The organism is Mesorhizobium sp. ISC25 (genome assembly GCF_042295465.1).
Taxonomy (GTDB): domain Bacteria; phylum Pseudomonadota; class Alphaproteobacteria; order Rhizobiales; family Rhizobiaceae; genus Mesorhizobium.
Genome location: NZ_CP135441.1, coordinates 5,821,141 through 5,836,895 on the forward strand (window position 1 = coordinate 5,821,141; position 15,755 = coordinate 5,836,895).

Sequence of the window (15,755 nt, forward strand, 5' to 3'; positions counted from 1 at the left end):
GTTCGCCGTGCCCGACCGTTCTGCGACAGCGAGCCGAGGGAGAATGCAAATGCCGTCGAACTCCGCGCCGAAGTCGCCGGCCAAGACGCCGGCCGTGCGCTCTTTCGAAGGCGAGCAGCGCACTGGGACGGATATTGAAGAGGAACTCGAGGAAGGCCTCGAGGATACATTCCCGGCCAGCGATCCGGTGTCGATCACCGGAACGGCCATTCCCGGCGCACCCGCAAGACCCGGCAAGCCCAAAAGCGTGGCGGGACAGAAGCGCAAGAGATAATTTCTATCGGCCCGGCGGAGCCGGCCTCGACCAGCAGGGCAATCGCTGCAGGTTTGCGCGGTTCCATGTGGATATGCGTTCCAGCGTCGATGATTGGCGAAAGCCCGAACGAGGGCGATCTCCCACGCAAGGGCAGGCCTATCGCAGGTGGAAAGCCGAGGCTTTCACATCTACGATGTACCCCCACCCCTAACCCCTCCCCCACAAGGGGGACACAAGGGGGAGGGAGACTTCTGTTGGCGCTAACCTCGGGCAAATGGCCTGCCTTTCGGCGCCAAAGAGGAAGGAAAGGCGCGCGGCAGCGTTCCCTCCCCCTTGTGGGGAGGGTTAGGGTGGGGTCCATCTTCGCAAGAATCCAAATGCGATTGCCCAGCCTGCAAGTGGGGAGATCGGCAGCTTCGCCGATGGCGCCCATTTCGGTGCCGGCGACCAGCCACGAGGACGGGCAATCAGGATATCCTGCCGCTCCTCATCTTCATGCCGCTCGAAGTCCTCAGAAGCTGCTTGGCACGATCCACGGGTCAATGCCGATGCCGAGCCTCGGGCCCTTGCTGTCGGCCTTGTAGGTCGCGGCATCCACCTTTTCAAGCGATCCGGTCGGCGCGCAATCGAGCTTCACATCGGTCTTGGTGCCGATGCAGGTCGCTTCCTGCTTGGCTGGCTGACTGCCGCCGGCAAATGCGGCGCCAGAGAGCGCCAGCAGGGCGGCGAGCGTGAGGATTGCCTTCTTCATGGTCTGTCTCCGGTTCCAGTTATTGGATTCGTACATGTACGGCATTGCGTACAGATACGCCCAGGACTTAGGGAGTTCAAGCAAAATCGTACATGTACGGAGAAGTTGAGCGCAGGAATTGCCGAACGCTCGGCGCCGGAGCGCGGATCGTTCGGAGAAGATCCTACAGATCGGGAGAAGCGCCGCTCTTCAGCAGTTGACCGGCGGCGTGAGCGGCGCGATCTCGTGCGCGGCGATGGCTTCGAGCATGATGTCGCCGATCCGTGTGATGAACGTCTTTTGGTCGCCGAACGGGTAGAACGGGAAGGTGATCAGCAGCGAGATGGCGCCGTGGCCGACTGCCCACAACATGGTGGCGATGGCGCGCGGATCGCCTTTGAGTCTGCCGGCGGCAACGCAGGCTTCGACCCTCTCGATCAGCACTTTCATCGCCGGGTTGCCGCTCTCCATTTCGGCGAAGGTCTTGCCGGCTGGCGGCCTGACTTTTTCGGTCATGAAAACGGTGCGGTATTCGTTGGGATTTTCTAGCCCGAAGGCAGCGTATTCGACAAGCACCGCCTTGAGCGCCTCGATCGGGTCGTCGGCCGTGTGACGTTCGATGCGCCTGGCCAAGGTCTCGAACGCGTCCTCGGCCAAGGCGAACAGGATATCCTGCTTGTCGGCGAAATAGGAATAGACCGACATCGGCGCATAGCCGACGCGCTTGGCAAGCTTGCGGATGGTGAGGCCGTCATAGCCTTCTTCCTGGACAAGCTTATGCGCGGCATCGACAAGTTCGGAACGCAGTTCGGCCTTTTGTTTTTCGCGGCGCTCCTGGACGCTTAGCTGCAACTTTCTACTGCCTTATGACTGATGGCTGGATGCAGCATATATACGCTGTACGGCATCGGGCAAGGGTGGCACGAAGCAGAAGCTTGACTGTCACAAAACGATGTAACCCGGCAACATTGCGCTGCAGGTCAGCCGTCACATGAAGTACGTCGCGGCCGAAGCCAAATAGATTTGGCACAGATAGATTTGGGCCAGATAGATTCTGGGCTAGTCGGCCTGACGAGAGTCAAACCGCTTCCGGCTGGCGTTCGATCAGCGTCAGCGTCAGCCAGCGCGCAGTCAGCGCCGGTTTTTTCGAGCCCTCGATCTCGATCGTCACGTCGTGGGCAGTCTGCACCCAGCCCGACGGCCTGACCTTGACGTCGGCCAGCACGAAGCGGGTGCGGATGCGCGAGCCGGTCTTCACCGGCGCCAGGAAGCGCAGCGAATCGAAGCCGTGATTGACGCCCATCTTGCTGTTTTCCAGCGGCGGCATGGTTTCGAAGGTCATCGCCGACAACAGCGAAAGCGACAGGAAGCCGTGCGCGATGGTGCCGCCGAACGGCGTCTCGCGGCTGGCGCGTTCCGGATCGCAATGGATGAACTGATGGTCGTCGGTGGCATCGGCGAACTGGTCGATCATGCGCTGAGTGACCACCCGCCATGGCGACACGCCGACTTCCTTGCCGACGTTGGCCAGAAGCACATCGAGACTGATCGGTTCCACGCTGATGTCCTCCATCTTCACCCCCGGCATTTCACTCGCCGGATGGCGTGCGTCTCATTCCTTGAACAATGTCAGCCCGTGTTGCACCGACTGCCCGCCATCGATCGGCAGGATGGCGCCGGTGACATAGCTGCCGGCACGGCTGCACAAATAGAGCGTTGCGCCGGCAATGTCATCCGGTGCGCCGATGCGGCCGATCGGAACATGGCTGCCGACATGTCTTGCCTGGTCTTCGTTGCCGGTGGCGAAGGCCGTCATCCGGCTCTGGAAAGGGCCAGGCGCAAAGGCGTTGACGGTGATGCGGCTGGCGGCGAATTCGATCGCCAGGATGCGCGTCAGGTGGTGAACCGCAGCCTTCGAGGCCGAGTAGGAGTAGGCGTCTTCCGCCAAAGGCTGCGTGCCCATCACCGATCCGAGATTGATCACCCGGGCCGGGTCGGCATCGCTGGCGGCGGCTTCGAGCAGAGGCAGCAATTCGCGAGTCAGGTGGAAGACCGCGGTGACGTTGATGCCGAACACCTTGGCCCAGGCATGGTAGGGAAAACTTTCCAGCGGCGCGCCCCAGGAGATGCCGGCATTGTTGACCAGGATATGCAGCCGCTCGGTCCGCGCCCTGACCTCGGCGACAAGCGCTGCAATGCCGGCCTCGCTGGAGACGTCGCCGGCAAAACCTTCCGCCCGGCCGGACGCGCCAAAGCTATTCAACTCGCCGGCAACCCTGACGCAATCTTCACCCTTGCGCGAGGCGATCATCACGACGGCGCCCGCTCTGACCAGAGCGGTCGCCGCCATGCGGCCGATGCCGGTGGCGGCGCCGGTGACCAGCGCCGTCTTGCCGGCGACTGAGAACAGCTCGTCCAGATAGCTCATGGAATTCCTCCGCGCAGTTCACCGCTGTTCGACAGGTGGTTCAAGGAGCGGCTTCGCATCGACAAGGCTAGCCGAACTTCGATCATCCTCGCCACGGATAAAGTACCTGGACCGGGGCGATGGCACGCTTTGCGGCTGAATTGGTTAAGCCCCAGCGGCAAGGCGGTCATTCGGCCGTGACATGGGTCGGATGAATGATGCGGCCATCCCCGTTAGCGAGCACCTTGGTAAGCTGTTCATTTCGCGCGTGAACCAGTCGTCATTACTCCTCCGCCCAAGCCGCAGGCGGGTCTTGAGGAGTCGGGAGGGTGGCCGAGCAGTGGGGCGAGACTGACGTTCGTATTCGTGGACGGGGACTATGCTTTCAAGGCGAAAGCTATGGGTAAGAAACAACGCACCGTCCTGCTGGCAGCGGTCTTTGCGTCTGTCTTTGGCGTTTTTTTGCTGATCCTGATCCTGCAGATGGTCAGCCTTTTGGTTGACTAGGCCCAGCCAGCAGCGTGCCTTTCCGAAGGTGCTGCGCTACCGCAGGTTTTCCAGCTCGCGGATGCGTTTGGCGCCGTCGGCCTCGAGCTGCCTTGTGACGGCGCCGATCAGCGTCTCGGCAACGACGAAAAGTGCGGCGGATGAGTCCCAGGCCGAAGGCACGGCGGTGCGCCCGGCAATGACGTGGCGGGCGAAGCGGGCGATCGGCGACAGCCACTGGTCGGTAAACAGCACGATCTGCACGCCGCGCTGGTTGGCGGTCTCGGCGAAACGGACCAGGCTGTCCTGGTAGCGCCTGATGTCGAAGATCACCAGCACGTCGCGCTTGCCCATGTCGATCAGCCGGTCGCGCCAGACGCTTTCCTGGCCGGCGAGATGGAAGACGTTGGGTTGGATGATAGCGAGGTGGGCGGCCATGTAGCGCGCCAGCGGGTCGGTGAAGCGGCCACCGATCAGGAATGTCTTGCCGCGCCGGTCGGCAAGCTTGGCGACGATGTCGGCAAGCTGCTTGTCCGAAAGGTGCCGGAAGGTCTCACGCATATTATCCAGCGTCGCCTCCAGCATCGGCGACACGGCGCTGCTGCCCTGCGATGGCGGATTGAGCGTGCGCGAGGCCGGCGACTGCAATTGCGCCGCCAGCTCATCTTGCAGCGCCGACTGGAATTCCGGATAGTTCTGGAAGCCGAGCCGGGCGACGAAACGCAGGATCGTCGGCGACGATACGCCGGCCGTGGTCGAGAATTCGGCGACCGTCTTCAGCCCGATCAGCGGATAGCTGGCGATCAGCGTTTGCGCTGCGCGCCGCTCGCCGGCCGGCATGGTGCCGATGCGGTCGGAGATCAGTTCGGCAATGCTCGAAACCATGTTTTTCCCCACCCTGGCCGGGCCGTTACCGCGTTATCGAAATCGCGTTTGACAAAGCCGGCCAAACTGTATGAAATCATCCGCAGGGACGCAATGAGGCAAAATACGTAACATACGGTACAGCGTTCCCCGGGGACAGCAGACAATGGAGACAGCACGGCCCGCCAGCCTTGCATCGCCTGAAACCGTAAGGGTGACGAACCCCGGCGGATCAAGCCCTTTCGTGCTGACCTGCGACCACGCCTCCAACTTCCTGCCGCCGGAATTCGGAACGCTCGGCCTTGCCGCCGAGGAGCTTTCCCGCCACATCGCCTGGGATCCCGGCGCCTTGCCGGTGGCGCGCCGCATGGCCGAGGTGCTCGATGCGACGCTGGTCGAGACCTGCATTTCGCGGCTCGTCATCGACTGCAACCGACCGCTCGATGCGCCGGACCTGATAGTGACGGTCAGCGCCAGCGAAAAAACCGTTGTCCCGGCCAACCAGGGGCTTTCCGCCGACGAGCGGGAGGCGCGCATCGCGCTGGCTTGGCGGCCGTTCCACGACCGGATCGCGACGATCATCGACGAGCGCCTGGCGGCCGGGCGGGAGACGCGGCTGGTGTCCATCCATTCCTTCACGCCGGTGTACAATGGCAAGAGCCGGCCCTGGCACATCGGCATCATCCATGACGAGGACCGCCGGCTGGCGGCGCCACTGATCTCGGCGCTGCAGCAGCTTGCCGGTGTCACCGTCGGCGTCAATGAACCCTATTCGCCGGCCGACCGCGTCTATTTCACGCTGGAACGTCATGCCCGCTCGCGCGGGCTGCCCTGCGCGATGATCGAAATCCGCAACGACGAGATTTCCGGCGCAGCCGGGCAACGGAAATGGGCGGATCTGCTCACGGGTATTTTTCTCAATCTGGAGCCCGAAGCGGCCAAGGCCTCCAGACCAAGCGCAGTCGGAAAGTCAGTTCAATCGGCCAGCTAAGAAACCAAAAGGGGACTTCAAAATGGTAGCACCGGGTTACAGCGAAGTTGACAAGAAGGAGGACCTGAAAGTTCTCCACGGAATGGGCTATGCTCAGGAACTGTCGCGAAGCATGAGCCGCTTCTCGAATTTCGCGATCTCGTTCTCGATCATCTGCATCCTCTCAGGCGGCATCAATTCCTTCGCGCAGGCGACGTCGTCCATCGGTGGCGCCGGCGCCGGTATCGGCTGGATCGTCGGGTGCATGGTTTCGGGATTTTTCGCGCTCGCCATGGCCCAGATCGCCTCGGCATTTCCGACCGCAGGCGGCCTCTATCACTGGGCGTCGATCCTCGGCAATCGTTTCACCGGCTGGCTGACCGCCTGGCTCAACCTGCTCGGCCTGATCACCGTGCTCGGCGCGATCAACATCGGTACTGCTTTCTTCTTCGTCGGCACGTTCGGCGGAGCCTTCGGCATGACCGGTACGCCTGGCGAGATCGTCGGATTTGTCGCCTTCATCACCGTGCTGCAGGCGCTGCTCAACCATTTCGGCATCAAGTTGACGGCGATGCTGACGGACGCCTCCGGCTTCCTGATCCTGGCAACGACGGCGGTGCTGATCGTCGCTTGCCTGATGTTTGCTCCAGCGATCGACATCAGCCGGCTGTGGACGTTCACGAACTATTCGGGCGATGCGGGCGGCGGCGTTTTCCCGCAGTCCGATTCCATGACTTATCTCTTCCTGCTCTGCCTGCTGCTGCCGGTTTACACCATCACCGGCTATGACGCCTCGGCGCATACTTCGGAAGAAACGTTGAGGGCGGCGCACTCGGTTCCGCGGGCGATCGTTTCGTCGGTGCTCTGGTCGTCGCTGATCGGCTGGGTGATGCTGTGCGCGATCGTACTGGCGATCCCGGATCTGGCGGCCGGCGCCAAGCAAGGCTGGAGCGTGTTCTTCGCGACGATGGACGCCATCTTGCCGGCATGGCTGAAGACACTGCTCTATCTTGGCATCCTGATCGCTCAATTCCTTTGCGGCCTTGCAACGGTCACATCCGCCTCGCGCATGCTGTTCGCCTTCTCGCGTGACGGCGGCATGCCGGTCGGCTCGGCCTCGCTCGCCAAGGTCAGCCCGGCCTGGCGCACGCCGGTCAATGCGATTTGGACGGCTGCGGTCCTCGAGGTCATCTATGTCTTTCTTGCCCAGTTCATCTCGGTCGGCGGCACGAACATCTATACCATCGTCGTCAATTCGACATTGGTGTTCCTGTTTCTGTCCTTTATCATTCCGATCGTGCTCGGCATGATGGCTTTCGGAACGGAGAAATGGCCGCATCCCGGCCCGTGGAATCTCGGCGCCGGCCTGTTCAAGCTGTTTTGCATCCTGTCGGTCATCGGCATGGCGATCATCTTCTACATCGCCATCCAGCCGCCGAACGATAAAGTGCTCTATATCACGCTGGGCTTCATTGTACTGACCGCGGTGCTTTGGTTCGGTTTCGAAGCCCGCCGCTTCCAGGGTCCGCCTATTGGCGACCAGATCGCAAAGCGCCAGGCGGCGATCAAGGCAGCCGAGATAGCCGTCGGCGAAGCTGGCGCCTGACGCTCCCTCACGACCATGGCCGGCATCGCGCCGGCCATGGTTTTCGTTCCCTTTTCAAAACGACAAGCGCTGGAGTGCCAAAGGAATGGCCGGAAATTTCTCGTTCGATCAGTTGAAGCAAGCGGTCTCCAGCGGCGAGGTCGACACGGTGCTGGCCTGCATCGTCGATATGCAGGGGCGGCTTGCGGGAAAGCGGTTCCTGGCCCGCTATTTCGTCGATTCCGCGCATGACGAGACGCATGGCTGCAACTACCTCTTGGCCGCCGACATCGATATGGAACCGGTGCCCGGCTACAAGGCGGCGAGCTGGTCGAAGGGTTATGGCGATTTCGTCATGAAGCCGGACCTTGCGACGCTGCGGCGCGTCCCGTGGCTGGAGAAGACGGCGCTGGTGATCTGCGATGTGCTCGACCACCATACCCATGACGATCTGGCGCACTCGCCGCGCGCCATGCTGAAGAAGCAGGTCAAGCGGCTGCAGGAACGCGGCTATATCGGCTATTTCGCGTCCGAGCTCGAATTCTATCTGTTCAGTGAGACCTACGATTCGGCCCGCAAGAAGCACTGGCAGGGCCTCGACACGGCATCGCCCTACATCGGCGACTACCAGATCGGCATCACTACCAAGGAAGAAGGCGTCATGCGCCGGCTGCGCAATGAGATGGAGGCGGCGGGCATTCCGATCGAGAATTCGAAGGGCGAATGGGGTCCCGGCCAGGAGGAGATCAATGTCCGCTATGCCGAGGCGCTCGACATGGCCGACCGCCACGTCATCCTGAAGAACGGCGCCAAGGAAATCGCCGAGTCCGAAGGCAAGGCGATCTCGTTCATGGCCAAGTACAATTACGGGCTCGCCGGCAATTCCAGCCACATCCATAATTCGCTGTGGAGCGCCGACGGCAAGACGCCGTTGTTCTACGACAAAAATGCCGAGTGGACGTTGTCGACGCTCGGCCAGCAATGGGCGGCGGGCCAGCTCAAATATGCCAAGGAATTCACCTGGTTCCTGGCGCCCTACATCAACTCCTACAAGCGCTTCCAGGCCGGCACCTTTGCGCCGACCAAGATCATGTGGAGCGAGGACAACCGCACCGCGGGTTTCCGTCTTTGCGGCGAGGGCACCAAGGGCATCCGCATGGAATGCCGCATCGGCGGCGCCGATTTGAACCCCTATCTGGCTTTCGCCGCGCTGATCGCGGCCGGGCTTGCCGGCATCGATGAAAAGCTTGAGCTGCAGAAGCCCTTCGTCGGCGACGCCTACCAGGCCTCGCAGCTGCCCGAAATTCCAAAGACATTGCGCGACGCCACCGCGACGCTGGCGGAATCGAAAATGCTGAGGCAGGCGCTCGGCGACGATGTGCTGGAACATTACGTCCACACGGCACACTGGGAACAGTTCGAATACGACCGCCGGATTACAGACTGGGAACTGCACAGGGGGTTCGAGCGGTATTGAATGGCCTGGCAATGTCGGCGCCGCCCGCCCCTCACCTTTACCCTCTCGTGAACAAACGGGGAGAGGGGGTCGCCAGCGCTGGAGCTTGTCCCTTCTCCGTCACTATAGGCGGAAAGGTGCCGGCAGGCGGATGAGGGCGGCGTGACCAACGATAATTATTGTAGAATGCGAGGACCCAAGGCATGACCGAAACGGTCAAGATAAAATCCCCCGTCGACGGTTCGATCTATGCCGAACGGCCTCTGGCGACGGACCAGGCGATCGGTGCCGCAGTTGAGCGCGCCAAGGCGGCGCAGGAGAAGTGGGCGCAGACGCCAGTCGTCGAGCGCGGCAAATACATGCTTGCCATGCTGGAAGCGCTGGTCGCCGGGACCGACGAGATCGTGCCGGAGATCGCCTGGCAGATGGGCCGGCCGGTGCGCTATGGCGGCGAGTTCGGCGGCGTCAGGGAACGCGTCAGCTACATGGTCGAGATCGCCGAGGCGGCCCTAAAGCCGGTCATGGCCTCCAACCCGAAGGACGGCTTTCGCCGTTATGTGAAGAAGGTGCCACTCGGCGTGGTCATGGTGATCGCACCGTGGAACTATCCCTATCTCACCGCCGTCAACACCATCGTGCCGGCGCTGATGGCGGGCAGCGCCGTCATCCTCAAGCACGCGGCACAGACATTGTTGGTCGGCGAACGTTTTCAGCAGGCGTTCGACAGAGCCGGCCTGCCCAAGGGCCTGTTCCAGAACCTCGTCCTGAACCATGCGCAGACCGAAAGGCTGCTCGGCTCCGGCAAGATCGACCACGTCAACTTTACCGGCTCGGTCGCCGGCGGCCGCGCCATCGAAAAGACGGCGGCGGGCACCTTCATGACGCTCGGCCTCGAGCTTGGCGGCAAGGATCCGGCCTATGTGCTGCCGGATGCCAAGATGGACCATGCCGTTGCCAATCTGGTCGACGGCGCCTTCTTCAATTCCGGCCAGTGCTGCTGCGGCATCGAGCGCGTCTATGTCCACGAGAAGGTCTACGACGAATTCGTCGAAGGCTTCATCGCCGAGACGAAGAACTACGTCGTCGGCAATCCACTCGACCAGGCGACCACCATGGGGCCGATGGCGCAGGCGCGCTTCGCCGACCTGATCCGCGAGCAGAAGGCCGAGGCGCTGCGCAAGGGCGCCAGGGCGCATATCGATATGAAGGTGGCCAACGACAAGGAGGGTTCGCCCTATCTGGCGCCGGAAGTGCTGACCCAGGTCGACCACCAGATGAGCGTCATGCGCGAGGAAAGTTTTGGCCCGATCGTCGGCATCATGAAGGTGCGCAATGACGAGGAAGCGATCGCGCTGATGAACGACAGCCCTTATGGGCTGACGGCCTCGATCTGGACGCGCGACACCGACCATGCGGCGGCGATCGGCGATCGCGTCGAGACCGGCACCGTGTTCATGAACCGCTGCGACTATCTCGACCCGGCGCTGGTCTGGACCGGCGTCAAGGACACCGGCAAGGGCGCGGCACTGTCGGCCATCGGCTACGATAATCTGACCAGGCCGAAATCATACCATCTGCGCGAAACCATCTGATTTTCTGAAAGACAAAAATGACAAAACTCGTTTCCAAATGGAATTACCCGACGACCGTCCGCTTCGGCGCCGGGCGCATCAAGGAGCTGCCGGAGGTGCTGGCGGCGACCGGCATCAAGCGGCCGCTGTTCGTCACCGACCCGGGACTGGCCAAGCTGCCGGTGGTGGCCTCGACGCTGAAGATCCTCGACGACGCCAAAGTGCCGTATGGCGTGTTTTCGGAGGTCAAGCCGAACCCGGTGGATTCCAACCTGACCGCCGGCATTGCCGTGTTCAAGAAGGGCAAGCATGACGGCGTCATCGCCTTTGGCGGCGGCTCGGCGCTCGACCTCGGCAAGCTGATCGCCTTCCAGGCCGGGCAGACACGTCCGGTCTGGGATTTCGAGGATGTCGGCGACTGGTGGACACGCGCCGATGCCGATGCGATCGCGCCGATCATCGCCGTGCCGACCACGGCCGGCACCGGCTCGGAAGTCGGCCGCGCCGGCGTCATCACCAATGAAGCGACCCATACCAAGAAGGTCATCTTCCATCCGAAACTTTTGCCGGCGATCGTCATTGCCGATCCGGAACTGTCGGTCGGCATGCCCGGCTTCATCACCGCCGGCACCGGCATGGATGCGCTTGCCCATTGTCTCGAAGCCTATTGCGCGCCGGGCTATCACCCGATGGCAGACGGCATCGCGGTGGAAGGCATCAGGCTGGTCTTCGAAAACCTGCCGAAAGCCTATGCCAACGGCAAGGATCTGGTCGCCCGCGCCAACATGATGAGCGCCGCCGCCATGGGAGCCGCCGCCTTCCAGAAAGGGCTTGGCGCGATTCATTCGCTGTCGCATCCGATCGGCGCGCTCTACGACACCCACCACGGCATGACCAACGCGGTGTTCATGCCCTATGTGCTGGCCTTCAACCGTGAGGCGATCGAGCCGCGCATCGCCCGGCTCGCCGCCTATTGCGGCATCAAGGGCGGCTTCGACGGCTTTGCCAAGGCGATCATCAAGCTGCGCAAGGAGCTCAAGGTGCCGCACGCACTACCCGGCCTGATCAAGGGGCTCGACATGGACAAGAAGCGCAAGGGCCTGATCGCCGACATGGCGGTGGTCGACCCGACCGCCGGCGGCAACCCGGTCAAGCTGACCAAGAAGGCGGCGCTGACGTTGCTTGAAAACGCCATCGCCGGCGCCGTCTGAGACAAGCTCAGCATTGAAAATTCACTTGGGAAAAGAGGCGAAGAAAAGGGGGAAAGGATGAAAGGCAAGGCCGAAACTAGTTAGCCGGAAAAATAACGGCGTGGCGATTGCTACAGCCGGTTAAAAAGAGTTTACTTTTTCATACTGCGGGGCGCCGGTTTCACAAAGCTTTCATCTGGCTGTCACACGAAAACGATACCGCATCGCAGGCGTCCAACGGCGTCAGTTCAACGGAGAGAACACATGTTCAAATTCACGGGAAAACTGCTTTCCCTTTCGGCCGTCGCCCTGATGGCGACCTCTGCCATCTCGTCGGCCCAGTCCATGGATGAACTGGTCGCCGCAGCCAAGGCTGAAGGCCAGCTCACCACGATCGCGCTGCCGCATGACTGGTGCGGCTACGGCGCGGTCATCGACGGCTTCAAGGCAAAATATCCGGGGATCACCGTCAATGAGCTCAACCCCGATGCCGGTTCCGGTGACGAGGTCGAGGCGATCAAGGCCAATAAGGACAACAAGGGTCCGCAGGCGCCCGACGTCATCGACGTCGGCCTGAGCTTCGGCCCGACCGCAAAGAAGGATGGCCTGATCCAGGCTTATAAAGTATCAACCTGGGACTCGATCCCGGACAGCGCCAAGGATGCCCAAGGCTTTTGGACCGGCGACTATTACGGCGTGCTTTCGTTCCTGGTGAACAAGGACCTGGTCAAGGAAGCGCCGGCCGACTGGGCCGACTTGCTGAAGCCGGAGTTCGCCAATACCGTGGCGCTCGCCGGTGACCCGCGCGCTTCGAACCAGGCCATCCAGGCCGTCTATGCCGCCGGCCTTTCCGGCGGTGCGGCTGCCGGCGAAGCTGCCGGCACGGCTGGTCTCGACTTCTTCAAGAAGCTCAACGCCGCCGGCAATTTCGTGCCGGTCATCGGCAAGCCCGCGACGCTTGCGCAAGGCCAGACGCCAATCCTGGTGACCTGGGATTATAACGCGCTTGCCGGCCGCGATACGCTGAAGGGCAATCCGCCGGTCGACGTCGTCGTGCCGAAGACCGGCGTTGTCGCCGGCGTCTACGTTCAGGCGATCAGTGCCTACGCGCCGCACCCGAATGCTGCCAAGCTATGGCTGGAATATCTCTATTCCGACGAAGGCCAGATCGGCTGGCTGAAGGGTTATTGCCACCCGATCCGCTTCAACGACCTTGCCAAGAACGGCAAGCTCCCGGCTGACGTGATGGCCAAGCTGCCGCCGGCCGAGTCCTATGCAGCCGCGGTGTTCCCGACGCTCGACGAGCAGGGCAAGGCCAAGGAAGCCATCACCAAGAACTGGGACGCCGTCGTCGGCGCCAACGTCAAGTAAGACTTGAGATCGGCCGGGCGGCTTCAATCGCCGCCCGGCATACCTCCAGGACGGTAGCCGGCGCATGACCGATATCTCGTTGTCCGATCACGCTGTTGCCGGGAAGACCGCGCCTCCTGCCGACGCCCGCAGCATGAGGCTGCCGACGCAATGGCTTGGCGTTGCGCCTTTCTTCATCTTCGCCGTCATGTTCCTGATCCTGCCGACACTCTATCTGATGCTGGGCGCATTCCGGAACGATGCCGGTGAATTCACGTTCGAAAACATAGCGGCCTTGGCGCAGCCGTCGATCGTTGCCGCCTACTGGATCTCAATCAAGGTCAGCCTCGCGTCGTCGCTGATCGGTGCTTTCGCGGGGCTTGCCATTGCCATCGCCATCGTGCGCGGCGGGCTGCCAGAGTGGATACGCTCGGCGACACTGACCTTCTCCGGCGTGGCCTCCAATTTTGCCGGCGTGCCGCTGGCCTTCGCCTTTCTCGCGACGCTTGGCCGGCTCGGGCTCGCCACGGTGCTGCTCAACGTCTTGGTCGGCTTCAACATTTATGCCCATGGTTTCAACATCCTGTCGTTCTGGGGCCTGACGCTGACCTATGTCTATTTCCAGATCCCACTGATGGTGGTGATCATCGTGCCGGCGATCGATGGGCTGAAGAAGGAATGGGGCGAAGCGGCGGCAACGCTTGGCGCGACCCAGGCGCAGTTCTGGCGCATGGTCGTCATTCCGGTGATCTGGCCAAGCTTCCTCGGCACCGTCATCCTCTTGTTCGCCAACGCCTTCGGTGCCATCGCCACCGCTTACGCTCTGACCGGCTCCTCGCTTAACATCGTCCCTATCCTGCTCTACGCGCAGATCCGCGGTGACGTGCTGCACAATGCCCATCTCGGCTACGCCATCGCCTTCGGCATGATCGTCATCACCGGGCTGGCCAATGTCTTCTACATCTGGTTCCGGACGCGCTCTGAGAGGTGGCTCAAATGAAGTCCGGCAGATTCTGGGCCTGGGTCGTCTTCGCGCTCGGCGCGGCCTATTTCTTCATTCCACTTATCGCGACCGTGGAATTCTCCATGCGCATGCGGCGCGGCGCCTATTCCTTCGATGCCTATCAGGTCGTGCTCGGCGATCCCCGCTTTCAGGCGACCTTCATCTATTCGGTGGTCGCCGCCATCTTCACCATCGTCCTTGGCGTGCTGGTGGTGGTGCCGGCGGCGTACTGGATTCGCCTGCGGCTGCCGCAGCTAAGGCCTGTGGTCGAGTTCATCACGCTGTTGCCGCTGGTCATTCCCGCCATCGTCATCGTCTTCGGCTACATCAGAATGTACGGGTCTAACTCACCGCTGCCGTTCCTGGCCAGCGAGACAGGAGCCAACGCCTTGCTGGTCATCGGTTATGCGACACTGGCGCTGCCCTATATGTATCGCGCCGTCGACACCGGGCTTCGCACTATCGACGTGCGGACACTAACCGAGGCGGCGCAGATCCTCGGCGCCGGTTGGGGCACGATCATCACCCGGGTCATCCTGCCCAACGTACTGATCGCGGTGCTGTCCGGCGCCTTCCTGACCTTTGCCATCGTCATCGGTGAATTCACCATGGCCAGCCTGCTCAACCGGCCTGCCTTCGGACCCTATCTGCAGAACGTCGGCGCCAACCGCGCCTATGAGCCGGCGGCGCTTGCCATCATCGCCTTCGCCATCACCTGGGGCTGCATGTCGCTGATCCAGATCCTGTCGCGTTTCGCGCCGCGATCGGCGAACCGTCCGAACTGACCCGAAGGAAAAAGCCATGACCGAGCCATTCCTCTCAATCCAGCATGTGCGAAAATCCTTCGGCCCCATCACCGTGGTGCAGGATTTCAACCTCGACGTCGAGCCAGGCGAATTCGTCTCTTTCCTTGGGCCATCGGGCTGCGGCAAGACGACGGTGCTGCGGATGGTCGCCGGTTTCGAGGAGCCGTCCGCCGGCAAGATCGTCGTGGCCGGCAAGGACATCACCCGGCTCAAGCCCAATCAGCGCAATGTCGGCATGGTGTTCCAGGCCTATGCGCTGTTTCCGAACCTCACCGTGGCGCAGAACATCGCCTTCGGGCTGAAAGTCGCCGGTATGCCAAAAGCCGATGCCGACAGGCGCGTCGCCGAGATGCTCGACATCATCAAGCTGCCGCAGATGGGCGACCGCTACCCCTACCAGCTCTCCGGCGGCCAGCAGCAGCGCATCGCACTGGCGCGGGCGATTGCGCCGAAGCCGAAATTGCTTTTGCTCGACGAGCCGCTGTCGGCGCTCGACGCCAAGGTACGCGTATCACTGCGCGAGGAAATCCGCTCGATCCAGAAGAAGCTCGGCATTACCACCATCTTCGTCACCCATGACCAGGAAGAGGCGCTGTCGATCTCCGACCGCATTGCTGTCATGCATGGCGGCAAGGCCGAGCAAGTCGGCACGCCGTTCGAGATCTACAACCGGCCGGCATCCAAATTCGTCGCCAATTTCGTCGGCACGCTGAACGTGCTTGAAGGCACGGTCACCGACGCGGCTTCGGGCAAGGTGCGCGTCAACTCGCAAGAGGTCTCGCTCAAGGGCAAGCTCAACGGCTCGAAGTCCGGCGACACGCTGTCGCTGGCGCTGCGGCCCGAGGCGATCTCGCTCGGCCGCCACCCCGGCCGCGACTCCAGCCTTTCGGGCGAAATCGCCGAGGTGCATTTCCTCGGCTCGGTCATCCGGGTGCGCGTCGGCATCGGCGGCAGCACGGTCTCGCTCGACACGTTCAACAGTCCGGCCACACCGCCGCCGGCCGTCGGCGAAAAGGCCGAGATTTCGTTCTCGTCGGGCGACATGCTCGTGCTGCATTAGGGAAGAGTGAATGGTGAATAT

At 62.2% G+C, this 15,755-nt stretch carries 15 protein-coding genes; 10 read left to right on the top strand and 5 right to left on the bottom strand.

The features are described 5' to 3' along the window. The first annotated feature begins 49 nt into the window (after window positions 1-49). Window positions 50-274 (top strand): hypothetical protein, encoded by a 225-nt coding sequence (locus RQ479_RS28695; protein ID WP_352713630.1) that lies wholly within the window; start codon window positions 50-52, stop codon window positions 272-274. A gap of 493 nt (window positions 275-767) precedes the next feature. Here the strand turns inward: RQ479_RS28695 and RQ479_RS28700 are convergent, their stop codons facing one another. The 5 genes from RQ479_RS28700 to RQ479_RS28720 all read right to left on the bottom strand — a co-directional run bounded on the left by RQ479_RS28700 (window position 768) and on the right by RQ479_RS28720 (window position 4,764). Further along, window positions 768-1,007, bottom strand: a complete 240-nt coding sequence (locus RQ479_RS28700; protein ID WP_376703238.1) for a DUF680 domain-containing protein — start codon at window positions 1,005-1,007, stop codon at window positions 768-770. 189 nt (window positions 1,008-1,196) lie between these two features. Continuing rightward, window positions 1,197-1,838 carry a TetR/AcrR family transcriptional regulator gene (locus tag RQ479_RS28705; protein ID WP_376703239.1) on the bottom strand — a complete coding sequence of 214 codons (642 nt, stop codon included), beginning with the start codon at window positions 1,836-1,838 and terminating at the stop codon, window positions 1,197-1,199. Between the two features lie 226 nt (window positions 1,839-2,064). Beyond that, on the bottom strand, window positions 2,065-2,559 hold the full coding sequence (locus tag RQ479_RS28710) for a MaoC family dehydratase (RefSeq protein ID WP_031211357.1): 495 nt from the start codon (window positions 2,557-2,559) through the stop codon (window positions 2,065-2,067). A 39-nt stretch (window positions 2,560-2,598) separates the two neighbouring features. Then, entirely contained in the window at window positions 2,599-3,414 is an 816-nt protein-coding gene (locus RQ479_RS28715; protein WP_352465890.1) for an SDR family oxidoreductase, read from the bottom strand. Between the two features lie 522 nt (window positions 3,415-3,936). Further along, on the bottom strand, window positions 3,937-4,764 hold the full coding sequence (locus RQ479_RS28720; RefSeq protein ID WP_352465889.1) for a MurR/RpiR family transcriptional regulator: 828 nt from the start codon (window positions 4,762-4,764) through the stop codon (window positions 3,937-3,939). Window positions 4,765-4,909: 145 nt separating this feature from the next. On the opposite strand from RQ479_RS28720, the gene RQ479_RS28725 reads away from it, so the two are divergent. From RQ479_RS28725 to RQ479_RS28765, 9 genes are all read left to right on the top strand, one after another. After that, on the top strand, window positions 4,910-5,734 hold the full coding sequence (locus tag RQ479_RS28725) for an N-formylglutamate amidohydrolase (protein WP_376703240.1): 825 nt from the start codon (window positions 4,910-4,912) through the stop codon (window positions 5,732-5,734). A gap of 22 nt (window positions 5,735-5,756) precedes the next feature. Further along, the gene (locus tag RQ479_RS28730) at window positions 5,757-7,319 is read left to right on the top strand and encodes an amino acid permease (RefSeq protein WP_376703241.1); all 1,563 of its coding nucleotides are present in this window, start codon (window positions 5,757-5,759) and stop codon (window positions 7,317-7,319) included. An 85-nt stretch (window positions 7,320-7,404) separates the two neighbouring features. After that, window positions 7,405-8,775: a glutamine synthetase family protein gene (locus RQ479_RS28735; protein WP_376703242.1), complete on the top strand. Its 1,371-nt coding sequence runs from the start codon at window positions 7,405-7,407 to the stop codon at window positions 8,773-8,775. 182 nt (window positions 8,776-8,957) lie between these two features. Continuing rightward, window positions 8,958-10,346, top strand: a complete 1,389-nt coding sequence (locus RQ479_RS28740) for an aldehyde dehydrogenase family protein (protein ID WP_376703243.1) — start codon at window positions 8,958-8,960, stop codon at window positions 10,344-10,346. Between the two features lie 17 nt (window positions 10,347-10,363). After that, window positions 10,364-11,536, top strand: coding sequence for an iron-containing alcohol dehydrogenase (locus tag RQ479_RS28745; RefSeq protein WP_376703244.1), 1,173 nt, complete (start codon window positions 10,364-10,366; stop codon window positions 11,534-11,536). A 243-nt stretch (window positions 11,537-11,779) separates the two neighbouring features. Then, entirely contained in the window at window positions 11,780-12,886 is a 1,107-nt protein-coding gene (locus RQ479_RS28750) for an ABC transporter substrate-binding protein (RefSeq protein ID WP_376703245.1), read from the top strand. A gap of 64 nt (window positions 12,887-12,950) precedes the next feature. Continuing rightward, window positions 12,951-13,865, top strand: a complete 915-nt coding sequence (locus RQ479_RS28755; RefSeq protein ID WP_376703246.1) for an ABC transporter permease — start codon at window positions 12,951-12,953, stop codon at window positions 13,863-13,865. Next, the gene (locus tag RQ479_RS28760; protein WP_352867206.1) at window positions 13,862-14,653 is read left to right on the top strand and encodes an ABC transporter permease; all 792 of its coding nucleotides are present in this window, start codon (window positions 13,862-13,864) and stop codon (window positions 14,651-14,653) included. The genes RQ479_RS28755 and RQ479_RS28760 overlap by 4 nt, the downstream gene beginning before the upstream one ends. A 16-nt stretch (window positions 14,654-14,669) precedes the next feature. Further along, on the top strand, window positions 14,670-15,734 hold the full coding sequence (locus RQ479_RS28765) for an ABC transporter ATP-binding protein (RefSeq protein WP_376703247.1): 1,065 nt from the start codon (window positions 14,670-14,672) through the stop codon (window positions 15,732-15,734). Window positions 15,735-15,755: the final 21 nt, after the last annotated feature.